The sequence below is a fragment of the Variovorax gracilis genome (assembly GCF_030317115.1).
In the GTDB taxonomy this organism is placed as follows: Bacteria; Pseudomonadota; Gammaproteobacteria; order Burkholderiales; family Burkholderiaceae_C; genus Variovorax; species Variovorax gracilis.
Genome location: NZ_JASZYF010000001.1, coordinates 98,223 through 122,559, shown reverse-complemented (window position 1 = coordinate 122,559; position 24,337 = coordinate 98,223). Strand labels below are relative to the sequence as shown.

The 24,337-nt window shown below is 66.2% G+C and carries 20 protein-coding genes and 1 other RNA gene; 14 read left to right on the top strand and 7 right to left on the bottom strand.

What is annotated here, in order from left to right:
- The first annotated feature begins 5 nt into the window (after positions 1–5).
- From pstB to phoR, 4 genes are all read left to right on the top strand, one after another.
- Entirely contained in the window at positions 6–785 is a 780-nt protein-coding gene (gene pstB / locus QTH97_RS00605) for a phosphate ABC transporter ATP-binding protein PstB (RefSeq protein ID WP_286566030.1), read from the top strand.
- A gap of 130 nt (positions 786–915) precedes the next feature.
- On the top strand, positions 916–1,617 hold the full coding sequence (gene phoU, locus QTH97_RS00600; RefSeq protein WP_286566028.1) for a phosphate signaling complex protein PhoU: 702 nt from the start codon (positions 916–918) through the stop codon (positions 1,615–1,617).
- A gap of 53 nt (positions 1,618–1,670) precedes the next feature.
- Positions 1,671–2,363 carry a phosphate regulon transcriptional regulator PhoB gene (phoB, locus tag QTH97_RS00595; protein WP_286566027.1) on the top strand — a complete coding sequence of 231 codons (693 nt, stop codon included), beginning with the start codon at positions 1,671–1,673 and terminating at the stop codon, positions 2,361–2,363.
- A gap of 44 nt (positions 2,364–2,407) precedes the next feature.
- Entirely contained in the window at positions 2,408–3,748 is a 1,341-nt protein-coding gene (phoR, locus tag QTH97_RS00590) for a phosphate regulon sensor histidine kinase PhoR (RefSeq protein WP_286566026.1), read from the top strand.
- On the opposite strand, the gene QTH97_RS00585 is transcribed toward phoR, so the two are convergent.
- The 3 genes from QTH97_RS00585 to QTH97_RS00575 all read right to left on the bottom strand — a co-directional run bounded on the left by QTH97_RS00585 (position 3,732) and on the right by QTH97_RS00575 (position 7,156).
- Positions 3,732–5,054 (bottom strand): MATE family efflux transporter, encoded by a 1,323-nt coding sequence (locus tag QTH97_RS00585; RefSeq protein ID WP_444813353.1) that lies wholly within the window; start codon positions 5,052–5,054, stop codon positions 3,732–3,734. The genes phoR and QTH97_RS00585 overlap by 17 nt on opposite strands.
- A 10-nt stretch (positions 5,055–5,064) precedes the next feature.
- Positions 5,065–6,807, bottom strand: a complete 1,743-nt coding sequence (locus QTH97_RS00580; protein ID WP_286566024.1) for a hypothetical protein — start codon at positions 6,805–6,807, stop codon at positions 5,065–5,067.
- Between the two features lie 82 nt (positions 6,808–6,889).
- A complete protein-coding gene (locus tag QTH97_RS00575; RefSeq protein WP_286566023.1) occupies positions 6,890–7,156 on the bottom strand; it encodes a type B 50S ribosomal protein L31 in 267 nt (88 codons plus the stop codon).
- 172 nt (positions 7,157–7,328) lie between these two features.
- On the opposite strand from QTH97_RS00575, the gene QTH97_RS00570 reads away from it, so the two are divergent.
- Positions 7,329–8,348: an oxidoreductase gene (locus tag QTH97_RS00570; protein WP_286566022.1), complete on the top strand. Its 1,020-nt coding sequence runs from the start codon at positions 7,329–7,331 to the stop codon at positions 8,346–8,348.
- Positions 8,349–8,372: 24 nt separating this feature from the next.
- On the opposite strand, the gene rho is transcribed toward QTH97_RS00570, so the two are convergent.
- Positions 8,373–9,638 (bottom strand): transcription termination factor Rho, encoded by a 1,266-nt coding sequence (gene rho, locus QTH97_RS00565; protein ID WP_286566020.1) that lies wholly within the window; start codon positions 9,636–9,638, stop codon positions 8,373–8,375.
- 186 nt (positions 9,639–9,824) lie between these two features.
- A complete protein-coding gene (gene trxA, locus QTH97_RS00560) occupies positions 9,825–10,157 on the bottom strand; it encodes a thioredoxin TrxA (RefSeq protein ID WP_286566019.1) in 333 nt (110 codons plus the stop codon).
- Between the two features lie 128 nt (positions 10,158–10,285).
- Here trxA and QTH97_RS00555 point away from each other — a divergent pair, with 128 nt between their 5' ends.
- Genes QTH97_RS00555 through QTH97_RS00545 form a run of 3 tightly spaced genes read left to right on the top strand, consistent with a single transcriptional unit; the run spans position 10,286 to position 17,351 of the window.
- Positions 10,286–12,838, top strand: coding sequence for a PD-(D/E)XK nuclease family protein (locus QTH97_RS00555; protein ID WP_286566018.1), 2,553 nt, complete (start codon positions 10,286–10,288; stop codon positions 12,836–12,838).
- Positions 12,835–16,116, top strand: a complete 3,282-nt coding sequence (locus QTH97_RS00550; RefSeq protein WP_444813352.1) for a UvrD-helicase domain-containing protein — start codon at positions 12,835–12,837, stop codon at positions 16,114–16,116. Before QTH97_RS00555 ends, QTH97_RS00550 begins: the two co-directional genes overlap by 4 nt.
- Complete coding sequence (locus QTH97_RS00545; RefSeq protein ID WP_286566016.1) at positions 16,113–17,351, top strand: TIGR03862 family flavoprotein; 1,239 nt, start codon at positions 16,113–16,115, stop codon at positions 17,349–17,351. Before QTH97_RS00550 ends, QTH97_RS00545 begins: the two co-directional genes overlap by 4 nt.
- A gap of 394 nt (positions 17,352–17,745) precedes the next feature.
- On the opposite strand, the gene ffs is transcribed toward QTH97_RS00545, so the two are convergent.
- Together ffs and QTH97_RS00535 are read right to left on the bottom strand one after the other, a co-directional pair.
- Positions 17,746–17,842: signal recognition particle sRNA small type (ffs, locus tag QTH97_RS00540), an RNA gene on the bottom strand.
- Positions 17,843–17,867: 25 nt separating this feature from the next.
- Positions 17,868–18,992, bottom strand: coding sequence for a M12 family metallopeptidase (locus tag QTH97_RS00535; RefSeq protein ID WP_286566014.1), 1,125 nt, complete (start codon positions 18,990–18,992; stop codon positions 17,868–17,870).
- A 111-nt stretch (positions 18,993–19,103) separates the two neighbouring features.
- Between QTH97_RS00535 and dnaX the strand changes: the two genes are divergently transcribed.
- The 6 genes from dnaX to QTH97_RS00505 all read left to right on the top strand — a co-directional run bounded on the left by dnaX (position 19,104) and on the right by QTH97_RS00505 (position 24,337).
- Entirely contained in the window at positions 19,104–20,924 is a 1,821-nt protein-coding gene (gene dnaX, locus QTH97_RS00530) for a DNA polymerase III subunit gamma/tau (RefSeq protein ID WP_286566013.1), read from the top strand.
- 44 nt (positions 20,925–20,968) lie between these two features.
- On the top strand, positions 20,969–21,301 hold the full coding sequence (locus QTH97_RS00525; protein WP_012747441.1) for a YbaB/EbfC family nucleoid-associated protein: 333 nt from the start codon (positions 20,969–20,971) through the stop codon (positions 21,299–21,301).
- 17 nt (positions 21,302–21,318) lie between these two features.
- Complete coding sequence (recR, locus tag QTH97_RS00520) at positions 21,319–21,909, top strand: recombination mediator RecR (RefSeq protein ID WP_286566012.1); 591 nt, start codon at positions 21,319–21,321, stop codon at positions 21,907–21,909.
- 22 nt (positions 21,910–21,931) lie between these two features.
- Positions 21,932–22,324, top strand: coding sequence for an MAPEG family protein (locus QTH97_RS00515; protein WP_444813377.1), 393 nt, complete (start codon positions 21,932–21,934; stop codon positions 22,322–22,324).
- A gap of 112 nt (positions 22,325–22,436) precedes the next feature.
- Positions 22,437–23,471 carry an ABC transporter substrate-binding protein gene (locus QTH97_RS00510; RefSeq protein WP_286566010.1) on the top strand — a complete coding sequence of 345 codons (1,035 nt, stop codon included), beginning with the start codon at positions 22,437–22,439 and terminating at the stop codon, positions 23,469–23,471.
- 50 nt (positions 23,472–23,521) lie between these two features.
- The gene (locus QTH97_RS00505) at positions 23,522–24,337 is read left to right on the top strand and encodes an ABC transporter ATP-binding protein (RefSeq protein ID WP_286566009.1); all 816 of its coding nucleotides are present in this window, start codon (positions 23,522–23,524) and stop codon (positions 24,335–24,337) included.

The window sequence follows — 24,337 nt, the reverse complement described above, 5'->3', positions numbered from 1 at the left end:
ACAACATGGCAACCACACTCGCTCAGCCGACGCGCTCGAAGATCTCGGTCAAGGACCTGAACTTCTACTACGGCAAGTTCCACGCGCTCAAGGGCATCAATCTCGAGATCCCCGAGAACAAGGTGACGGCCTTCATCGGTCCGTCGGGTTGCGGCAAGTCGACCCTGCTGCGCACCTTCAACCGCATGTTCGAGTTGTATCCCGAGCAGCGCGCCGAAGGCACCATCGCCCTGGACGGCGAGAACCTGCTGACCTCGAAGCAGGACGTGGCGCTGATCCGCGCCAAGGTCGGCATGGTGTTCCAGAAGCCGACGCCGTTCCCGATGTCGATCTACGACAACATCGCCTTCGGCGTGAAGCTGTTCGAGAACCTCAGTGCTTCGGAGATGGACGACCGCGTCGAATGGGCGCTCAAGAAAGCCGCCCTCTGGACCGAAGTGCGCGACAAGCTGCAGCAGAGCGGCTCGGGCCTTTCCGGCGGCCAGCAGCAGCGCCTGTGCATTGCACGCGGCATCGCGATCAAGCCTGAAGTGCTTCTGCTGGACGAACCTTGCTCGGCGCTGGACCCGATCTCCACGGCCAAGATCGAAGAGCTGATCGCGGAGCTGAAAAGCGAGTACACCGTGGTCATCGTGACCCACAACATGCAGCAAGCGGCACGCTGCAGCGACTACACGGCCTACATGTACCTGGGCGACCTGATCGAATTCGGTGCCACCGAAGAACTCTTCTTCAAGCCGAAGCGCAAAGAGACCGAGGACTACATCACGGGGAGGTTCGGTTGATCACCCCCAGGCCTCGCGCACTTCGTGTCGCTACGCCAACCCCCTGCGAGGGGGCAACACCAGCGGCCCGGCGAAGCCGGATCTCCGGTGTTTCCGGAAAAGACGCGCGCTGACCCAAGGAGCAAATACAGTGACCGAAAAACATCTTTCCAGCCAGTTCGACAGCGAACTCAACACCGTCTCGTCGCGGGTGATGGAACTCGGCGGCATGGTCGAGGCCCAGATCCACCAGGCCGTGTACGCCCTCCAGCAGTTCGACTCCGAAGCCGCCGAGCGCGTGATGGAAACCGAGAACCGCGTCAACGCGATGGAGATCGAGATCGACCGAGAGCTGTCGTCGATCATCGCGCGCCGACAACCGACGGCCCGTGACCTGCGCCTGCTGATCGCCATCTCCAAGACCACCGCCAACCTGGAGCGCGTGGGCGACGAGGCCAACAAGATCGCGCGCATGGTCAAGTCGATCATCGAGAGCGGTTCGGCCCGTGCGCTCCCTTCGATGGAACTGCGCATTGCCGCCGACCTGGCCTCGGGCCTGCTGCGCAAGGCACTCGATGCGTTCGCGCGGCTGGACACGGCGGCGGCGCTGTCGATCCTGAAGGACGACGACCTGATCGACAAGGAGTTCGATGGTTTCGTGCGCAAGCTGGTCACCTACATGATGGAAGACCCGCGCACGATCTCCGCCAGCCTCGACCTGCTGTTCCTGGCGAAGGCCATCGAGCGCATCGGCGACCACGCGAAGAACATCGCCGAGTTCATCATCTACATCGTCAAGGGTGCGGACGTGCGGCACGCTTCGATGAATGACATCGAAGCGCAGCTCCAGTGACGCGACCCCAGGCTGTGCGCCGACAACGGAATCGAATGAGAATCTGAAAATTCATGAAGAAACCCCGCATCCTGATCGTTGAAGACGAGTCCTCGATCGCCGAGCTGATCGCCGTCAATCTTCGCCACAACGGGTTCGAGCCGATCTGGGCCGAAGATGGCGCCGCCGCGCAACGCGAGATCGATGCCTTCCTGCCCGACCTGGTGTTGCTGGACTGGATGCTCCCGGGGCAGAGTGGCCTGCAGCTGGCGCGCCAGTGGCGCAAGGATTCGCGCACCAAGGCGATGCCGATCCTGATGTTGACGGCCCGTGGCGACGAGCCAGACAAGGTGGCGGGCCTCGACGCCGGTGCCGACGACTACATCACGAAGCCGTTCTCCACGCAGGAAATGCTGGCGCGCATCCGGGCGGTATTGCGCCGGCGTGCGCCGGAGGCTGTGACCGAGCGCGTCGAGATCGGCGAACTGGCGCTCGATACGGCGACGCACCGCGTCACCTGGCATGGTGCCCCGCTCAAGGTCGGACCGACCGAGTTCAAGCTGCTGGGCTTCCTGATGCAGCATGCCGAGCGCGTGCACAGCCGTGCGCAACTGCTGGACAAGGTCTGGGGCGACCACGTCTACATCGAGGAACGCACGGTCGATGTGCACGTCAAGCGCCTGCGCGAATCGCTCGGCCCCGCCGCGGCGATGGTGGAGACGGTGCGCGGTGCCGGCTACCGGCTGACGGCCCAGGCCACGGTTTGAGAGACCGCACCGGCTGAGAAGACCGGGCGGGATAATGGTCCGGCATGCCGTTTCGTATCGCAACTTTCCTGATGGCCTCCTTCCTCGGAGGCGCCTGCGCCGCGGCGATTGCCGGCTGGCGTTTCGCATGGCTCGGTGCATGGCTGGGCGCCGTGGCGTGGCTCCTGCTCGACGCGTGGCGCGCACGGCGGCTGCTGGAGGTGCTGCGCGTCGATGCCGCGGGGCTGCCGTCACGCGGACCCGGCGTGTGGGGCGAACTCGCTGAGCGCATCCGCAAGCTGCTGCGCGCGAGGGAGCAGCAGGCCCGGCAAGCCGAAGACAGGCTGCAGGAGTTCCTGGCGGCCATCCAGGCATCGCCCAACGGCGTGGTCCTGCTCGACGAGCAGGGCCGCATCGAATGGTGCAACCAGACGGCCGCCGGCCAATTCGGCATCGATGCAGAGCGCGACCTGCTTCAGCATCTCGCCAACCTGGTGCGCGATCCGGCCTTCGTGGCCTACCTCGCCTCATGGAACTACAGCCGCGACGTGGTGATCGATGCGCCTTCACAGGCGCAGGGCCATCGCAGCCACCCGGCGAGGCTGTCGGTCCAGGTGCATCCGTATGCGGGCAACCGGCGCATGCTCCTGACGCGCGACATCACGTCGCTGGAGCAGGCCGAAGCGATGCGGCGGGATTTCGTCGCGAACGTCTCGCACGAGATTCGCACGCCGCTCACGGTGCTCGCGGGCTTTGTCGAGACCCTGCAGAACTTGCCTCTCGACGCGGAGGAGCGTTCGCGCTATCTCGCTCTCATGGCGCAGCAGTCGCACCGCATGGAGACGCTGGTCAACGACCTGCTGACCCTCTCGCGGCTGGAGGGCAGCGCCGCGCCGCCACCGAACCGGTGGACGCGCATGCGCGCGCTCATGGCGCAGTGCGAGGACGAAGGCCGGGGCTTGTCGAACCGGCTGTCGACGCAAGGCCATCGACTTTCTTTCTCGATGGAGGGCGATTCGGAAATCGCCGGCGCACCGACCGAATTGCAGAGTGCGATGTCCAACCTCGTGAGCAACGCCATTCGCTACACGCCCGGTGGCGGCGAGGTCGCGGTGACCTGGCGTCTGCTGCCCGACGGCCGCGGCGAGTTTGCGGTGCAGGACAGCGGCCCGGGCATTGCCGCCGAGCACATTCCGCGGCTGACGGAGCGCTTCTATCGCATCGATCGAAGCCGCTCACGCGAAACGGGAGGCACGGGGCTGGGGCTGGCGATCGTGAAGCACATCGCGCAGCGGCATGGAGGCGAGCTTCGCATCGTGAGCACGGTGGGCAAGGGCTCGCGCTTCGCGCTGGTGTTCCCGCTCACACGGCTGCGGCAGGCGTCCGCGCTCAGCGCCGTCGCCTGACGGTCGACACCAGCAGCGCGAGGAACAGGGCGGCCGTGGTCGCCAGTGCCAGGGCGCTCATGAGCCAGAACGCGAGTGGCGATTGCATCGCCGGCCAGGGGCCGAGGCCGCGATAGGCCAGCAGGTAGCTTCCTCCCAGTCCCACGCCCCAGAGCAGGGTGCAATAGAGGATCAGGGGCATCACCGTGACGCGGTAGCAGCGCAGGACGAAGACGCACAGCGTCTGCACGGCGTCTGCGAGGTGATAGAGGGCGGTTGCCAGCAACAGCGTCGCGCCCAGGGCGATCACCGTCGAATTGCCGGAGTAGATGCCTGCGAGCTGCCAGCGAAGCAGGGCCATCAAGGCCGCGAAGAGCAGGGCGAAGAAGATCGTCAGCTCGAAGCCGCGCCGGCAGGCCAGGCGTGCGTGGACATCTTCGCCGGCGCCGAGCCAGAAGCTGACCCGCGCGCTGGTGGCGATGGCCAGCGACAACGGCATCATGTAGGCCACCGCTGTGAGGTTCGACGCGATCTGGTGCGCTGCCGAGGCGGCGGTGCCCAGGCGCGCGATGAAGAGGGCCATCAGCGTGAACGACGTGACCTCCACCAGCACCGCGAGGCCGGCGGGAACGCCCAGCCGGGCGAACTGCCGGATCTGGCCCCAATCGGGCGCCTCGATGCGCCGCCAGAAGCGGTACTCGCGATAGAAGGGCTCCGCGCGCAAGAGCCAGATCGCGGCCGCGAGCATCGAGTAGTTGACGACCAGCGTCGCCCACGCGCAGCCCACCAGCCCCATCGCCGGCACGCCCGCGCCGCCGAAGGTGAGCCAGATCGACAGCGGCAGCTTCACGCCGAGCGAGGCCAGCTGCAGCCAGGTCACGAGTTGCGGCTTGCCGAGGCTCTGGTTGAGCGTGCTGAACAATCGGAACAGCAGCGCGGCCGGCAGCGCGAAGGCGAGGACGCGCAGGTAGGCTTCGACGTCGGCCCGCATGCTCTGCGGCACCTCGGTCCATCCCAGCATCGGCGCCGGAAAGAGCAGCACCGCCATGCCGAGCACGATCGTGATGCCGCACAGATAGAGCGATTGCCGTACCGATCGGCCAACCTCTGACGTGCGGTCGGCGCCATGGAGCTCGGCCCACACGGGCAGCAGCGCCTGCAGGACGCCCATCAGGGACACAAAGACGCTGATGAAGATCGCCGAGCCGACCGAAAGCGCGGCCAGCGCGCCTTCGGCATAGCGCCCCGCCACGATCGTGTCGGTGACGCCAAAGGCCATCACGGCCAACTGGCCGACGAGCACCGTCGCGGCGTGGCGCGCGATCACACGCCTTTCGCTAGCCACCGGCCGGTGCAGTCCGTTGGAAGAGCAGCAGGTCGTCGCTCGCGCTGGTCGGGCGGCGGAAGGTGCCGATGAGGCGCCAGCCTTCGAGGTTCACGATCTTGTGCAGGTAGCCGACGCCGTCGGGGCCGACGACCAGCCAGGGACAGTTGGCGCCCTCCGCCGACAAGTGCTGCAGGTTGAAATGCCCATGGTGCCGCAGCGCCGCGATGTGCGGCCGGCTGAGCGCGAGCGTCGAAAGGCAGGAGGGCTGGCCCACGCGCTCGGAAATGACGCGGACTTGCGGCGCGTAGCTCAGCGCGTGGTCCAGCGCCGGCAGCCAGAGCGTGGTGCCGAGCAACCAGCACAACGCGGCGCCGCCGGCCGGCAACACCAGCGTTTTCCAGAGTGCGGCCCGGTGGCGACCGGTCCGCCAGCGCACGAGCCAGCCCCAGGCAATCGTCGCGGCGACTGCGAAGGTCAGCGTGAGCCAGGAGAACGAAGGCACGAAGCCCGGCACCAGGCGGGTGACGCTGGTGGCCATCTTGGGCGGAAAGCCGGTCTGCAGGGCGATCCAGTAGCCCCAGATCATCACCGCGGTACTGGTGAAGAACAGCAGCGTGAACCAGTCGATCAGCGCGGAGACGCTGCGCCGCAAGGTCGGTAGCGCAAAGGCGGCCATCGTCGCGAACGCTGGGAGCGCGAGCAGCAACGAACGCTCGGAGAAGCTGGTGGTCCAGGTGGCGAACAGCGGGACGAGCGCGAACCACAGCGGCAGCGCGACGTGCCGTGCCGTGAGCTGGCGTCGCCAGCGCCAGATCGTCCACACCGTGAGCGGCCAGGCCGGCCAGGTGAACCACAGCAGCAATTTGGCCTGGCTGCGCAGATCGGAGATCAGCCGGATGCCGGGACGGCTGCCCGGCAGTTCGATCTTCCACTGCAGGAGGCCGAGCCCGATGGCCAAGGCGCCGGCCAGCACTGTGATGCCCAGGACTGCCGCAATGGCGCCCTTGCCGTAGGTCGGCTCGGTCTCCGACGTGTCCTCGGTGCCGGCGCGCCGGAGTTCCGCGAACAGGATCGCCACGCAGCCGAAGCCGAGCATCAGCGCGACGGTCGGCCCGCCGCTCAGCGCGAGTCCGATGGCGCCGATCGCCAATGCAATGAACGCGCCGGTGCGCCGATAGGGCAGCGCGGCGACGCCGAAGAACAATTGGGATGTAAAGAACAGTTGTGCGAGCGCCGGGGTCGTCTCGTGGCCTAGCTGCGCCAGGCCAAGGCAGGCGATGAGCGCCAACAGTGCGCCATCGGCGATGGCACGCGCGTAGTCGGTAGGCCGCGCCTCGCCGCCGAAGGCGAAGGCCACAGGCTGTGCGCGAGGGGTGCGGGCCAGGTAGTACACGGCGTACCACGTGGCGGTGAAGGTGCCCCACAACAGCAGCGCGAAGGCGATTCGAACCGCGAGATCGGGGTTGATCCATGCGGGCGCGATCTTGATCGCCCAGGCGCCGATCCAGTAGGGGATGAGCGCTGGTGTCTCGGGCCGTAGCCCGAACAGCATCGGATCGAGCCATCGCGCGATGCCGCCGGTGCCCTTTGCGAGTTCGGCCATGTAGCCGAACGCTGCGATGTCAGCGCTCTTCCAGGGCCCTCGACCCAGCAGTCCGGGCATGAGGTAGGCCGCGCACAGCAGCAGCAATGCGATGCGCGGCAGGCGGCGCACGGCGCTCTGGGCAACGATTGCGGGCGTCGGCTGGTTCAACGGAAGAGGGTCGTGTGGTCAGGTCGGAAAGAAAAAGGGCAGCGCGGTAAACCGGGCTGCCCTCGACTCGGAAGCGCCTTCCTTACTTGGAGGCAGCGCCGGTGGTCTTGCCGAAACGGTTGCGGAACTTCTCGACGCGACCGCCCATGTTGTCGACCGACTTCTGCGTGCCGGTGTAGAACGGGTGGGATTCGCTCGAGGTATCGAGCTTGTACAGAGGCAGTTCACGACCGTCGTCGGTCTTGCCCATTTCCTTGGTGTTCGCGCACGAACGGGTCACGAACTTGAAGCCGTTCGACAGGTCGACGAACAGAACTTCGCGGTAGTTCGGGTGAATGCCTTCTTTCATGGTCTTTCCTTTGGTCGATGCGAGAGCCACAAACCCGCCACGAATCCCGAAAGCCATGGTGTTGGCCGGAGTCTCCTGGTGGGGATGACACGGCACGGCGCCGTGTTGCACTTTTCGCTAAGCCCGCAATTATCGCATACTGGGCCTTTTCAGCGCCAGAGGCCTCCTCATCATGCCTTTTCGCACCTTGCGCACCTTGCGCGCGGGCCTCGTCGGCTACGGATTCGCGGGCCAGACCTTCCATGCCCCCGTGCTGTCGGCCGTCGAGGGCCTGGAACTGGGGGCCGTGGCGAGTTCGCAGCCGCACAGGGTCCACACGGACTGGCCCGGCGTTGATGTGGTCCCGGACGTCGAGGCATTGTTGCGCCGAACCGACATCGACCTCGTCGTGATCGCCGCGCCGAACGCCCAGCACCACCCGTTGGCCAAGGCTGCGCTCGCCGCCGGCAAGCACGTGATCGTCGACAAACCCTTCACGCTGGACGCCGTGCAGGCGCGCGAGTTGTCCGACCTGGCCCAGCAGAAGGGCCGGCTGCTGTCCGTGTACCAGAACCGCCGCTTCGACTCGGATTTCCAGACGCTGCGGAATCTGCTGGCCAGTAGCGATTTGGGGCGGCCGGTGTATCTGGAGTCGCATTTCGACCGCTACCGGCCGCAGGTGCGCGAACGCCACCTGGTCGACCAGGCCGTTCAATTGTTCGGCCGGCCCGACACGTTGCAGCTCGACACGGCCGCGCTGCGCGACGGGGCCTTGGTCGAAGACTATTTCCACGCCGTGCTCCGCTACGACAAGGGCACCCATGCACCCCTGCGCGTGGTGTTGCACGCGACGACGCTGGCCGCGTACGCGGCGCCGCGCTACATCGTGCATGGCACACGCGGGAGCTATATCAAGCGGGGAGTGGATCCACAGGAGGACGCGCTGCGTGCAGGAGGCCGACCAGGCGATGCGGGGTGGGGTGTCGATCCGATCGAAGGCGAGCTCACGATCATGCGCGACGATGGCCGGGTCCAGGTGCGGGGCGTGCCCACCCTGGCAGGCAACTACGTTGGCTACTACGCGGCGATTCGCGATGCGATCCACGGAGAAGGGCCGAATCCGGTGACGCCGGACCAGGCGGTCGAACTGATGGAATTGCTCGACCTGGGACGCCAGAGCGCGACCGAAGGCCGGGCCCTGGCGGTGCGCTGACTTCACGCCAGCGCAAGGAGGCGATCAGCCTCCGCGACGCATCATGTCGAAGAACTCGACATTGGTCTTGGTCGCCTTCATGTTCTTGAGCATGAGCTCCATCGCCTCGATCTCGTCCATGTTGTACATGAGCTGGCGAAGGATGCGGGTCTTCTGCAGGATCTCGGGCGGCAACAGCAGTTCTTCGCGGCGCGTGCCGCTGCGGTTGAGCTGGATCGAGGGGAACACGCGCTTCTCGTAGAGGCGGCGGTCGAGGTGGATTTCGGAGTTGCCGGTGCCCTTGAACTCTTCGAAGATCACTTCGTCCATGCGGCTGCCGGTGTCGATCAGCGCGGTGCCGATGATGGTGAGCGAGCCGCCTTCTTCCACATTGCGCGCGGCGCCGAGGAAGCGCTTGGGGCGCTGCAGGGCGTTGGAGTCCACGCCGCCGGTCAGCACCTTGCCCGACGAAGGCACGACGTTGTTGTAGGCGCGGGCGAGGCGGGTGATCGAGTCCAGCAGGATCACCACGTCCTTCTTGAGCTCGACCAGGCGCTTGGCGCGCTCGATCACCATTTCGGCGACATGCACGTGGCGCGCGGCGGGTTCGTCGAAGGTCGATGCGATGACCTCGCCCTTCACCGTGCGCTGCATTTCGGTCACTTCTTCGGGCCGCTCGTCCACCAGCAGCACCATCATGTGCACTTCGGGGTAGTTGGCGCTGATCGCGTGGGCGATGTGCTGCATCATCACCGTCTTGCCGCTCTTGGGCGGGGCCACCAGCAGGGCTCGCTGGCCTTTGCCGATCGGCGCGATGATGTCGATGATGCGGCCGGTGATGTTCTCGTCGCCCTTGAAGTTGTCGCGCTCCAGACGCATCAGTTCCTTGGGGAACAGCGGCGTCAGGTTCTCGAACATCACCTTGTGCTTGTTCGCTTCGGGCAGGCCGTCGTTGACCTTGTCGAGCTTGGTCAGCGCGAAGTAGCGCTCGCCATCCTTGGGCGTTCGCACTTCGCCTTCGATCATGTCGCCGGTGTGCAGGTTGAAGCGGCGCACCTGGCTCGGCGAGATGTAGATGTCGTCCGTGCTCGCCGTGAAGCTGGTGTCGGGGCTGCGCAGGAAGCCGAAGCCGTCCGGCAGGATCTCGAGCACGCCGTCGGCGAAAACCTGTTCACCGGCCTTTGCGCGCTTCTTGATGATCGCGAACATCAGCTCCTGCTTGCGCATGCGGCCGACGTTTTCGATCTCAAGGGCTTCGGCCTGCTTGAGGACTTCGGACACGTGGAGTGCCTTGAGTTCGTTTAAGTGCATGGAATGACCCCTTGCGGGGAAATCTGTCGAAAAACCAGGAGGGGGAGGTTTGGGAAGAGGCGAGAGATGCCTCACAAACCGGGGAACTCGAACCGGGTACCTGAATGGGCCGGTGATCTGCGGGGAATTATGACAGGAAAAAGGGAAAAGCTGCCGGCGCGTTGCGCGCAGGCAGCAAGGGGGTGCTCAGGCGAGCTGCTGGTCGATGAAGGCGGTGAGCTGAGCCTTGCTCATCGCACCGACCTTGGTGGCGGCCAGTTGGCCGTCCTTGAACAGCATCAAGGTCGGGATGCCCCGGATACCGAACTTGGCGGGGATGTCGCGGTTCTCGTCGACGTTCATCTTGGCGATCTGCAGCTTGCCTTCGTAGGTGTTGGAGACCTCGTCGAGGATCGGGGCGATCATCTTGCAAGGACCGCACCATTCGGCCCAGTAGTCCACCAGGACAGGCTTGCCGGACTGGAGCACGTCGGCTTCGAAAGAAGAGTCGGAGATGTGTTTGATGAGGTCGCTGGCCATGGATGTGTCCTTCTGCGCGGAGAGTTTCGGTGCAGCTAAAGTGCGGGTCATTGTGACAGAAACCAAGTGTCGGCGTGGCCGACGCGCAAGCTATGGCCCCGATAGCCAAAGCCCCCCAACTACACCCCATGCATTCATCTGAGCGCCATCCGGCGCACGCGCTTTGGTGCGACCCGGCCCATGGCATTGTCAGGCGCATTGCCCAAGTCCTGTCCGAGCGACGACTCCACGCCGCGCGCACCGTGGTGCTCGTCCCTTATGCGCAACTGATGCAAGTGGCACGCGGCATGTGGGCAGCCCACGGCACGCCGGGATTCGCGCCGCGCTTCGAGACCACGCGGAACTGGGCGCGCAGCGTGGGCGGTTTCGCGCCCGGCGTCGACGACATCGCCTTCGACATGGCGCGTGATCTGCTGACCGCCCAGTCGTTGCTGGCGCGCACCGGTTTTTCGGCGTCGCGCAACGCGCTCGCGGGGCGCCTGGTCGAGATCGTGCTGCAGCTTGCGCCGCTGGCCGCTGCCGAGCATCCCGACGAACGCGCGGCATGGGCCGAGCGCATCGGCGCCATCGTGGGGGCGGGCAAGGGGTCTGAATGGTTCGATATCGAGAGCGCCCTGAACGGCATTGCGCTGGCGTGGGCATCCACCTCCAGCTACGCGACCGATGTGCTGCTCACGGGGAATGCGCTCTCGCAGGTCGATCAACTGATCGTGCTGGATGGCCTTCAGGTCGATTCGCTCACCCGCAAGCTCGCCACACTGCTCGGCGAACGCGCCTTGCACCTGCCGCTCGCGACCTTGGATGCGGCGGCCTGCGTCGCCGATTTGCACGCGGCGGCCGATCCTGAAGACGAGGCGGAGCGCGCCGCGGCGTGCGTGCTGCGCCATCTGGCGGAAAACCGGGCCCCTGTGGCACTCGTCGCCACCGACCGCGCGCTGACCCGCCGCATCAGTGCGCAACTCGCAGCGCATGGCGTGCTGCCCCACGACGAGACTGGCTGGAAGCTCTCGACCACGCGTGCCGCCGCGAACCTGATGAGCGCGCTGCGCGCCTGTGCCCACGATGCGAGCAGCGACCAGGTGCTCGACTGGCTCAAGTGCGCCGGCGCCTTCGATGGCCGCGCCGTCCTGTTGCTCGAAGCGCGCCTGCGCGATCGCGGCATGCGCGATTGGCGCAGTTGGTGCTCCCTGGCCGCTGCCAGCGACAAGCCACAGGATTCGAGGCTCCTGCCCTTCACCGAAGCCGTCGAAGCCCTGCGGGCCGTGTTCACCCGTGCCCGGCCGCTCGGCGACTGGCTGAAGGCGACCCGGACGCTGCTCGAAGCCGGCGGTCAATGGGCGGACCTGGCCGGCGACGTGGCCGGCATCGAGGTGATCTCCGCGCTCTACCTCGACGCCGATGACGGCGAGATCCGTGGCACGCGCTGCACGCTGGCCGAGTTCACGGCCTGGGTGCGCGACGTGCTCGAAGCGGCGAGCTTCGTGCTGGCGCCCGCGGGCACCGAGATCCCGCAAGTCGTCGTCCTGCCGCTGCACCAGTTGCTTGGCCGAGCCTTCGCGGCGGTCGTGGTGCCGGGGTGCGACGACCAGCGCCTGCCTGCTTCCCCCGAGCCGCCGGGAGACTGGAATCCCGCACAGCGCGCCGGGCTTTCACTGCCTTCGCGCGAGGCCCTGGAGGCTGCGCAGCGCGCAGCGTGGGCGATCGCGATGCGGGCGCCGCACTGCGACGTGCTTTGGCGCGCGTTCGACGCCAGCGGCGAGCCCGTGCGGCCCAGCCCGCTCGTGCAGATGCTGCACCTCGACCATTCCGCGGCCGCTGCCGCAGACCCGCGCAAGCCCATGCAAGTGGAGGCGCGGCCGACTGCGCATCCGCAACCACGCGGCGAAGCGCTCGTGCCCGCCACCTTGTCGTCGACTGCCTACGAGGACTTGCGCCGCTGCCCGTACCGCTTCTTCGCATTGCGGCAACTCGGCTTGCGCAGCAGCGATGAACTCGATGCCGAGATCGACAAGCGCGACTTCGGCAACTGGCTCCACGCCGTGCTCGGCCATTTCCACGAAGCCTTGAAGGACAGCCCGACCTCCGACCTCCAGTCGCGACGCGCCGTGATGGCTGTCGCGGAAGACCTTGCGACCCGCGAGTTTGGCCTGTCGAAGGCTGAATTCCTCCCCTTTGCCGCGGCCTGGCCGGCCGTGCGCGAGGGCTACCTGGCCTGGCTGGCCGGGCACGAAGCGGGTGAAGGCGCGGTGTTCGTCGAGGCCGAGCCGTGGAAGGAAGTGCCGCTGGGCAGCGTCAAGCTCATCGGTCGCCTGGACCGCGTCGACTCGACGCCGGACGGCAGGGCCTTCGTGATCGACTACAAGACCGAATCCGCCGACAAGACCCGTGAACGCGTCAAGGAGCCGACGGAGGACACGCAGCTTGCGTTCTACGCCGCCTTGTTTCCCGACGACAGCTTGCGCGCGGCCTATGTCAACGTCGGAGAAAAGGCATCGGGCACGCGCACCTTCGAGCAGGAGGATGTCGTGGCTGCGCGCGATGCGCTGGTAGCCGGCGTGATGGACGATCTTGCCCGCATCGGCCGGGGTGCGGCGCTGCCGGCCCTCGGCGAAGGGCAGGTGTGCGAGCACTGTTCAGCCCGCGGCCTCTGCCGCAAGGATTTCTGGGAAGTGGCCGAATGAGCGCCGATACGAACGCCGAAATGAACGCCGCCGCAGCCTACGAACACAACGGCGTCCACGTCTCGCGCGAGCGCTTCTATGCCATTGCCTGCGATCCGCGCCGCTCGGTGGCGGTAGAAGCCTGCGCGGGCGCGGGCAAGACCTGGATGCTGGTGTCGCGTGTCGTCCGCGCATTGCTGGAGGAGGGCGAGGGCGCCTGTGCGCCGCATGAGATCCTGGCGATCACCTTCACCAAGAAGGCGGCCGGCGAAATGCGCGAGCGCCTGGATCAATGGCTTGAGAAGTTCGCCGAGCAACCGGTGTCCGAACTGGCGCCGGAACTGGTGATGCGGGGCATGAACCCGTCGGCCGCAGAAGCTGCCGCCCCGCGGCTTCAAGGGCTTTATCGCGAGCTGCTCGCGGGCGGTCGCCCCGTACAGTTCCGCACCTTCCATGCGTGGTTCGCCGGCCTGCTTCGGAGCGCACCGGTCGCGGTGCTGGAGCGACTTCGGTTGCCGGCCAACTACCAGTTGCTGGAGGACGATGCCGAGGCCCGGGTGCGAGTTTGGCGACCCTTTTTTGCGGCGGTCTCCTCCGACGAAGCTGCATCGGCCGACTACCACGCGCTGGTCGCGACCCATGGCCGTTCGCAGGTCGCCAAGGCGCTGGACGATGCCCTGACGCGCCGCGTCGAGTTCGCGCTGGCGGACGCACACGACGCGGTCGACGAGGCGGTGACGCCGATGGGCGAGATGTATCCGGCCTTCGCGGGCGCCGAATCGCCGGAAGTCGTCCTCCTTCATGACGCCGCATGGCGCAGCACGATGCTGGCCGCGGCCCGCGCGCTGGGACGCGCGAGCGCGCCGACCTTTTCGCGCAGGGGCGTCGAACTCGAGCAGGCCGTGACCGAAGGCCAGGCGGCCGGCGTGCTCGATGCGTTGCTGACCCAGAAGGGCGAACCGCGCAAGTTCAGCGAGAAGCTGGCGGGGCTCGACGATGTGCGGGCCGCGCAGGAGCGCGCGCTGCAATACTGTGCTGCCCAGGCGCAGCACGAAGCCTGGCTCTACCAGCAACGCATGGCTCGGCTCGCGCGGTTGCTGAACGTCTGCTTCGCGGAGGTCAAGGCTGCCAACGGCTGGGTCGACATGAACGACGTCGAGCAGGCTGCGCACCTTCTGCTGGGCAACGCGGAACTCTGGGGCTGGGTACAGGAGCGGCTCGATGCGCGGGTGCGGCACCTGCTGGTCGACGAGTTCCAGGACACCAACCCCCTGCAATGGCAGGCTCTCAATGGCTGGCTCGGCAGCTACGCGGGCGCCGGTGGGCGGCGTCCGGGCGTGTTCATCGTGGGCGATCCGAAGCAGAGCATCTACCGTTTCCGGCGCGCCGAGCCGCAGGTTTTCATCGCGGCCAAGCAATTCGTCCAGCAGGGCCTCGGTGGCGATCTGCTGAATTGCGACCACACGCACCGCAATGCGCAGGAGGTGGTTGGGCTGGTCAATGCGGCGATGCAGGACGCCCAGCAGGCCGGTGAATTCAGCGGATTCCGCAACCATACGACCGAGTCGCGCGTGCCGGGGCGAATCCGCAAACTGCCGCTGATCGCGCGCGATTCGATAGGGGTTGCCGAAGCGGCCAGCGAGCCGTTCGTCGATGCCGATGGCGCGCTGCCGTGGCGCGACAGCCTCACCACGCCACGCGTGCTGCCGGAGGAGAAGCTCTTGCAGAGGGAGTGCGAACAGGCCGCGCGCTGGATTGCCGAGCGCATCGCCGGCGGCCTGGCGCCGAGCCGGATCATGGTGCTGGCGCGCCGGCGCAGCCGGCTGGCGGTCTTGCAGGATGAGCTGCGCAAGCTGCACATCGCAGTCCAGCAGCCCGAGAAGAACGAACTGAACGACGCTCCCGAGGTGCAGGACCTGGTGGCGCTGATCGACGTGCTGGTCTCTCCGGACCATGACCTGTCGCTTGCACGGGCACTCAAGTCGCCGTTATGGGGCGTCGACGACGACGCGCTGGTGCAACTCGCGCTGCGTCAGCGAGCGGACCGCGCGAGCTGGTTCGATCTCCTGCAGGCGCCGGGCTGGCCGGAGCCGCTCGCCGGCGTCGGCCCGCGTCTGCGGAAGTGGCAGCAATGGTTCGCCGCGTTGCCGCCGCATGATGCGTTGAGCGCGATCTTCCATGATGGGGACGTGCTTGAAAAGTTCGCGGCCGCCGCGCCTGCCGCGCTGCGCACCAGCGTGCTGGCCAATCTGCGCGGCCTGCTGGCCGCATCGCTCGAACTCGACGGCGCGCGCTTTGCGACGGCCTATGGTTTCGTGCGCGCGCTTCGCGCGGGCGGCGTCCGTGCGCCTTCGGTCACGGTGGCCGATGCCGTGCAGCTTCTGACGGTCCACGGCGCCAAGGGCCTCGAAGCCGAACTCGTGCTGCTGCTGGACACCGATGCATCGGCACAGCGTGCCCAGACCATGGGCGTGCTCGTGAAGTGGCCGGGCCATGCGCCCGCGCCCGAGCGCTTCGTGTTCATGGCGAGCGAAAAGAATCCGCCGGCCTGCACGGTCGATGACCTCGCGCAGGAGCAGGCTGCGAGACATCGCGAGGAGATCAACGCGCTTTATGTGGCGACGACGCGAGCCCGGGGAGAACTTGTCGTCTCTGCCGTGTCCGCAGCTCGGCCGAACGCCCAGAGCTGGTGGGCTCGGTTGGAGGCGCGCTGCGAACTGATTGACGACGTGACGGGCACCGCGCCTGTGGCTTCTGCCCATGTCCCCGCCTCATTCCAGATGCTGCGCCTGCCGGAACCGATGGCGGCTCCAACGGCGCGACCAGCGATCCTCACCGTTGCGGATGTCGACACACGGGCTTCCGCAATGGGGCAGGCCATGCACCGGCTGCTCGAGTGGGCGCAGCCCGGGGCTCCGTTGCCCGTCGAGCATTTGCGCGCCGCGGCGCGCGAGTTCTCGCTCGACCTGCAGGCGGCGCGTGCCGCAGCGGCCCTGGCGCAGCGGATTCGCTCCGGCAAGGGCGCATGGGCTTGGGATGGCGACTCCCTCGACTGGCACGGCAATGAGGTCACGCTGATCCATGAAGGCCAGACGCTGCGCATCGATCGCCTGGTTCGCCATCGCGAGAGCGGTGCGTGGTGGGTGCTCGACTACAAGTCCGCTGCCCGACCCGAACGCGACGCGAGCCTGATCGCTCAACTCAACCGCTACCGCGATGCGGTGCAACAAGCCTATCCCGGCGAGACGGTTCGCGCTGCGTTCCTGACCGGGCAGGGCGAACTGGTCACACTCGAATGAAACAAGATCAACGCGTCGCCGTCGTCGGCGGCGGTCCCGCCGGATTGATGGCGGCCGAAGTTCTCAGCACGCAGGGCGTGCAGGTGCATCTGTACGACGCTATGCCTTCCGTCGGACGCAAGTTCCTGCTCGCAGGACGCGGCGGCCTCAACCTCACGCATTCAGAACCCTTCGATGCCTTCGCAGGCCGTTTCGGCGAGCGCCGCGCTCAGATCGAACCGCTGCTTCGCCGCCTGGGGCCCGACGCGTTGTGCGAGTGGGCGCACGGCTTGGGCATCGAGACCTTTGTCGGCACCTCCGGGCGCGTGTTTCCCAAGGACATGAAGGCGGCGCCGCTGTTGCGCGCGTGGCTGCATCGCTTGCGGCACGCCGGCGTGCAGTTCCATATGCGGCATCGGTGGCTCGGCTGGTCCGATCCTGCGCAACCTGCGACCGCGCTGCGTTTTGCAACCGCTGCCGGTGAGGTCGTGGCGCCTTTCGATGCCGTGGTCTTCGCGCTCGGCGGGGCAAGCTGGTCGCGCCTTGGCTCCGATGGCGCGTGGGTGCCGTGGGTGTCGGAGCGCGGCGTGCAAGTTGCGCCTCTCGCACCAGCCAACTGCGGCTTCGACCTGCAGTGGACGCCGTTCTTTGCCGAGCGCTTTGCGGGCATGCCCTTCAAGTCGGTCGCGATCTCTTTCACGGATGCCAGAGGCCATCGGTTTGTCCGCAAGGGCGAATTCGTTGCGACCGCGACGGGTATCGAAGGCAGCCTGATCTACGCGGCCTCGGGGTTGCTGCGCGATGAAATCGCCACCAATGGAAGCGCCACCTTGCTGCTCGACCTGCTGCCCGATCGCAGCGCGGAGCAGGTGTGTGCCGCGGTGCTGCATCCGCGCGGTTCGCGCTCCGTCGCCAGTCACTTGAAGAGCCGGCTCGGCCTTGAGGGCATCAAGGCCGGCGTACTGCACGAAGTGCTTTCGCGCGACGAAATGCACGTGCCCGAAAAGCTGGCCGCAACCATCAAGGCCGTGCCGCTTCGCCTGGTCGCGCCGAGGCCCATCGACGAGGCGATCAGCACTGCAGGCGGCGTTCGCTTCGATGCGCTGGACGACAAGCTGATGAGCACCGCATTGCCCGGGGTCTTCTTCGCTGGCGAGATGTTGGATTGGGAAGCGCCGACCGGCGGCTATCTCCTGACCGCGTCCATGGCCTCGGGTGCCGCTGCTGCGCGAGGCGTGCTCGACCGTTTCGGGTAGATCCTTGAAGGGACTTGCGTACGGCCTTAGCGCCGTACTTCCCAGTGTCGCGCCGTGGTGGCGATGATGCGTGCCGCGTGGCCCCTGAGAACGTCGCTCCCGCCTTTCTCCTGCGCGACGGGAAACGGCCAGGATGAACGCCTGACGATGTGCGGCCGGGGTGTGAACGGAAGCACCCGCGCGGCGGCAAGGGTAGGGATGGAAGGGGTCATGCTGTCGCCTCGATGTTGTTCTTGGGGACGACGAATTCTACTTGAAATACTGTATGTGCATACAGTATCTTGAGCCGCTCGAAAGCCCGGGCGGGTTGCGAGAGCGATGGAGACGAATTTGGGGCGCCTAGCCCCTTGGGACGCGCGTGAGCTATCAAGACTCACGGCTTCTGGATTGTTAGGTTGACGAGCCTTACCCCCGGCACTGACTACGCAGTTAGGGCTGCTTGGTTCCCCACCTGACCCGGTTGGCCACTTCACCATGCGGGGAGGCCCGTCAACCGAGGATTGTAGGCGACTCGCTTCACCAAGCCATCAGCGAGGTTTCAAGCGCCGCGTCGGCGTAGTACAGGCGCACGCCGATTTGATAGTGCCGCCCCTTCTGCAGTCGCATGCTGACCTTCGCGTTGAGGTCGGTTCCGCTGTCGTCGGCACCCGCGATCTGCACGTTGCCGGTGGGCGTGACCTCGAACAGGACCAGCACCGTGTCGGAAGTCCCGAAAGTCCCGATGTTGTAAGTGCGGGTGCGTGTCGGCACGAAGTCGAAGGTGCGCGTCTCGCCGGCTTTGAGCTTGAGCAGTTGCGAGAGCCCCACCTTCAGCGTCGAGGTACTGGGCGCCCGGACGCCGGGATAGGACTCGACGACCCAGGCCTTGTCGGCGTAGGAGAGTCCTCCCCTGGGGGTGAGCCCGGCGGTGTACTTTGCAGGGGCTTCGATGAGCCCAGCGTCGAACTGGTACTCCATGACCGAATCCGGATCCCACGTCGTGCCCTTGATTTGCGAGGTCGGGATCTTGCGCAGGATGTTCCACTCGATCTGCGACTGCTCCCAGTTGTTGGGCGGCCCGGAGAAATAGGCCACCACGGCCTCCCGGTTCCAGGTAATGCCGGCGTTCGGGTTCTGGTGCTCGTGCTCCAGTCCGATGGTGTGGCCGATCTCGTGCAGTGCCGTGTCGTGCCCGTAGTCGGTCGTGAGCGGCCAGCCGAAATTCATCGTGCGTTCCTGCGGCGACCTGGTTCCAAGTACATCGCGGCCCACATAGGACCAGGAGCCGTCCTGCTGGTCGAACCCAATGCGCACCATGGCGTCTTCCGGCGCATCCACCTTGCGAAAGCTGATGCCGATGCCCAGCTTGGCCCAGGCCTCGAACGCGTCGCCGACGACGCCGATGTCGGCGGTGTTGCCTTGCCATGCTGCCGGCACGGCATCGCCGCGTTTGAAGCAGTAGTAGGTGAGTTGGGTGCCGTTCACCCATTTCTTGCTGGCGGACATGATGGCACTGGCGCGGCCTGGTGCCACGCTGGGGTCGAACTGGCGCGCCGTCTGCACGGGCTGCACGCAATAGCGGCGCGCGCCTGCAGCACCGGCTGGCCTGGAACTTCCGGCCGCGGCGGTGCCGGCGGCTTTTTTTCGTGGCGCGGTGGGCATGTCGGTCTCCTCGATGGAGTTTTCATGCTAGGCGCGGGACGCGCTAAATCCATCTGCAAGATGGCCTAGGCTGGCGCGAGGGCGGGTCCCGCGCCCCCCTAAAATGCGCCGATGGCCTATCTCGTGCTCGCTCGCAAACACCGTCCCAAAACCTTCAGCGAGATGGTGGGCCAGGAGCATGTCGTCCAGGCGCTCGAAAACGCGCTTACCTCGCAACGGCTGCACCACGCCTATCTCTTCACCGGAACGCGCGGCGTCGGCAAGACCACCGTCTCGCGCATCCTGGCGAAGTCGCTCAACTGCCAGGGCCCCGACGGACAGGGCGGCATCACCGCCACGCCGTGCGGCATATGCCAGGCGTGCAGGGACATCGATGCGGGCCGCTTCGTTGACTACACCGAGCTCGACGCGGCATCGAACCGAGGTGTCGACGAGGTGCAGGCGCTGCTTGAGCAGGCGGTCTACAAGCCGGTACAGGGCCGCTTCAAGGTCTTCATGATCGACGAAGTGCACATGCTCACCGGCCATGCGTTCAACGCCATGCTGAAGACGCTCGAGGAGCCGCCCGAATACCTCAAGTTCGTGCTGGCCACGACCGACCCGCAGAAGGTGCCGGTCACGGTGCTCTCGCGTTGCCTGCAGTTCAACCTGCGGCCGATGGCGCCCGAAACTGTTCTTGAACACCTCACGAGCGTGCTGCAGACCGAAACCGTGCCGGCCGAGCCGCTCGCGCTTCGCCTGATCGCGCGCGCGGCGCGTGGCTCGATGCGCGATGCGTTGTCGCTGACCGACCAGGCGATCGCCTTCGGCAACGGCGAACTGCTGGAAAGCGGCGTGCGGCAGATGCTGGGCAGCGTCGATCGGGGGCACGTGTATCGCCTCATCGAGGCGCTGGCGCAGGGCGACGGCAAGACGGTGGTGGATACCTCCGAGGGGTTGCGCCGGGATGGCTTGTCGGCTGCGTCCACCCTCGAGGAAATGACCACCGTGCTGCAAGGCATGGCGGTGATGCAGGCGGTGCCTTCGCGCACGGAAGCGGGCGGCAGTGCGGACCCCGACGCGGCCGAAACGGCACGCCTCGCGGCGTTGATGCCGGCGGACGAGACGCAGTTGCTGTACAGCCTGTGCCTGCACGGCCGCGGCGAACTGGGGCTCGCCCCGGACGAATACGCCGCGCTCACGATGGTCCTGTTGCGCCTGCTGGCGTTCAAGCCCACCGGCTCGGCCGGCGTGGAAAAAAAAACTCTGAATGAAGCTCGGCCGCCCGTGGCGGAAGCGCCACGCGCCGTGTCCGAGGAGATTGCTGCGCGGTCGTACGTTGCGCCAGCCGATTCGATGGCGCCCGTCGCGTCTTCGACGGCGCCTCCGGGGCATCGCCTTCCGGTCGTGGATGCACCTTCGCTGAGCGCTGCGGCTCCGCCCAGGCCGGCGGCTCCCGCCGAAGTCGCGGCTGTCGCCACGAAAGTGGTCGCCATGCAGGTCCGCGTGCAACCGCCACCCGGCGCGCGCGAGGGCGAGTCCGTTGCGGTCTCGGCGCCGATCCAGCCGAGCGAGGAGGGCGATTTCTGGTACGCGACGGTCACGCAATTGGTCGCGGCGGAGGCCATCGCGGCGCTGTCACGCGAACTCGCTCTGCAATCCCAACTGGTCGCGCGCGACGTCGATCAGTGGCTGCTGCGCGTCGAGCGCGAATCGCTCAACCAGACCAGCAGTCGGGAGAAGTTGCAGGCTGCGCTTGCGACCCTCGGCCATGGCGTGAAAATCGCCATCGAGATCGGTGCGGTGGTCGATAGCCCGGCGCGCCGCAACAAGCAGGCGGCGGACGAGCGCCAGCGCTTGGCCGAGGAGGCGATTCGCAACGATCCCGAAGTGCAATCGATGATGCGCGATTGGGACGCGCGGATTGTTCCGGGTACGCTGCGGCCCGCCTGAGTTTTATTCATCCATTCTCAATTAACCGATCGACAGGACCAACGATGTTCAACAAAGGACAACTGGCCGGCCTCATGAAGCAGGCGCAGGCAATGCAGGACAACCTCAAGAAGGCGCAGGAAGAACTGGCCACCATCGAGGTCGAAGGCGAATCGGGTGCGGGCCTCGTGAAGGTCGTGATGACGTGCAAGCACGACGTCAAGCGCATCACGATCGACCCCAGCCTGCTGGCCGATGACAAGGACATGCTCGAGGACCTCGTGGCCGCGGCTTTCAACGCTGCGGTGCGCAAGGCCGAGGAAACCAGCGAGCAGAAAATGGGCAAGCTCACCGCCGGCATGCCGGGCCTTCCGCCCGGCATGAAGCTGCCGTTCTGATGTGCCGTCTGGCCTGAATGGCAGATTCCAGCTCGCTCGATGCGCTGGTCGAGGCATTGCGGCGCCTGCCTGGCGTCGGCGCGAAATCCGCCTCGCGCATGGCCTTCCATTTGCTGCAACACGATCGCGCCGGCACGCAGATGCTGGCGCGCGCGTTGGAGCAGGCAGCGAACAATGTGCGGCATTGCGAGCGTTGCAATACCTTCACCGAGGCGGCCATCTGCAGCGTGTGCCAGGACGCTCGCCGTGATGGCACGAAGATCTGCGTGGTCGAGACGCCGGCCGATCAGGCTGCGCTCGAACGCACGGGTGCGTTTCGTGGCTACTACTTCGTGCTCATGGGCAAGCTCAGTCCGCTCGACGGCATCGGGCCGAAGGACATCGGCCTCGCGAAGCTGTTCGAGCGTGTCCTCGACGGCATCGTCAGCGAAGTCATCCTCGCCACCAACTTCACGGCCGAAGGCGAGGCGACTGCTCATGTGATCGGCGAGGCGCTCAAGCAGCGTGGCCTGACGGTGACGCGGCTGGCGCGCGGTGTTCCGGCCGGCAGCGAACTCGAATACGTCGACCTCGGAACCATCGCCCACGCGCTGGTCGATCGGCGTTGATCCGCACCTCCAGCGAGGAACCATCATGCTGCCATCCCTGACATGGGCCTACTGGTGCGTCCTGATTGCAGCACTGCTACCTTACGCGTCGTCGTACATCGCGAAAGCCGGGGCCTTCAGCCTGAACGACAACGAGAGGCCGCGCGAGTGGGGTGGACGCCAGTCCGGCTGGCGTGCGCGCGCCTACGCCTCGCAGGCGAACGGCTTTGAAGGACTGCCATTCTTCATCGGGGCGGTCATCATCGCGCACCAACTCGGCGCCGCGCAGCACGACATCGATTTGCTGGCCGCGGCCTTCGTGGTGCTGCGCGTCTTCTACATCGCGCTCTACATCGCGGGCATCGGCGCCGCTCGAAGTGCGGTCTGGGCACTCGCATTCCTCGTGAATATCGCGCTGCTGTTCGCTGGGCGATAGAGGTCTTCATGTTTACGTAAAAACCCGCACGGGATGTTCCCGATGCAGGCGCAGAAGTGCGCCCCTAAGCTCGATTCGAATTATTCGAACAAAGGGCCTGCGGGCGTTACTCATGCTCAATCGCCGTACCTTCACCGTTGCTGCAGCGCTGGGAGCCGCCGCCATCGGGGCGCCACTGGTCTACGGGCAGCCGAAGCTGGAAAAGTCCAAGGTATCGATTGCAGTGGGCGGCAAGGCCGCTTTCTATTACCTGCCGCTCACCATCTCCGAGCAGCTTGGTTATTTCAAGGACGAAGGCCTTGAAATCGAGATATCCGACTTCTCCGGCGGCGCACGCGCACTGCAGGCTGTCGTGGGTGGTTCGGCTGACGTCTGCTCGGGCGCGTTCGAACACACCATCAATCTCCAGGCGAAGAACCAGTACTTCCAGGCCTTCGTGCTCCAGGGCCGCGCACCGCAGATCGCGATCGGCGTCTCGACGAAGAACATGCCGGGCTACATGAACATCGCCGATCTGAAGGGCAAGAAGATCGGTGTGTCGGCACCTGGTTCGTCCACCAACATGGTCGCCAATCTGGTGCTCTCGCGCGGCGGCCTGAAGGCGAGCGACGTGAGCTACATCGGCGTCGGGGTTGCCGCCGGCGCGCTGACGGCGCTGCGCTCGGGTCAGATCGACGCCATCAGCAACACCGATCCCGTGATGACGATGCTCGAGCAGAAGGGCGACGTGAAGATCATCAGCGACACCCGCACGCTCAAGGGTACGCAGGAGGTGTTTGGCGGCCTCATGCCGGCCGCGTGCCTCTATGCGTCCTCCGAGTTCATCCAGAAGCATCCCAACACCTGCCAGGCCATGGCCAATGCCATCGTGCACGGCCTCAAGTGGCTGCAGACGGCCGGCCCGGGCGACATCATCAAGACCGTGCCGGAGACCTACCTGCTGGGCGACCGTGCGCTGTACCTCGCTTCCTTCGACAAGGTGCGCGAAGCGATTGCGACCGACGGGCTGGTGCCGGCCGAGGGCCCGAAGACCGCGCTCGCCGCGATCGCAAGCTTCGACCCTACGGTCAAGGCCGACAAGATCGACTTGTCGAAGCTCTACACGAACGATTTTGCGCGCCGCGCCAAGGACAGGTTCAAAGCCTGACCTCGACGTCCCGCAACCCGGCTCCGGCCGGGTTTTTTCTTGTGAACTCCATGGCCGACTACGCGCTCGAACTTCTCGATATCAGTTGCACTTTCCGCTCGAAGGACGATCACAGCCGACGCTATACCGCCGTCGCCGGCACCACGCTGCGCATCCGCGAAGGCGAGTTCGTGTCGGTGGTGGGACCCACGGGCTGCGGCAAGTCGACATTGCTCAACGTCGGGGCAGGGCTGCTGGAGCCGTCGTCGGGTGGCGTCAAGGTCTTCGGCGAGACGCTGGCCGGCATCAACACGCGCGCCGGCTACATGTTCCAGTCGGAAGCGCTGATGCCGTGGCGCAGCGCGCTCGACAACGTGATGGTGGGCCTGCAATACCGCGGCATTCCCGAAGCCCAGGCGCGCGCGCAGGCGGAGGAATGGCTTGGCCGAGTCGGGCTCAGCGGTTTTGGCGACCGTTATCCGCACCAGTTGTCGGGCGGCATGCGCAAGCGAACGGCGCTCGCGCAGGTGCTGGCCTTGGACCCGGACATCATCCTCATGGACGAACCCTTCAGCGCGCTCGACATCCAGACGCGGCAGCTGATGGAGAACGAGGTACTGGATCTGTGGGCCGCGAAGAAGAAGGCGGTGCTCTTCATCACGCACGATCTCGACGAGGCGATCGCCATGAGCGACCGTGTCGTGGTTCTCTCCGCCGGTCCGGCGACCCATCCCATCGGCGAATTCGCCATCGACCTCGCACGGCCTCGCGACGTGGCGGAGGTTCGCACGCACCCGCGCTTCGTCGAACTGCATACGCAGATATGGAACGTCCTGCGCGACGAGGTGTTGAAAGGGTACGCGCAGCAACTCAGGAAGGCGGCCTGA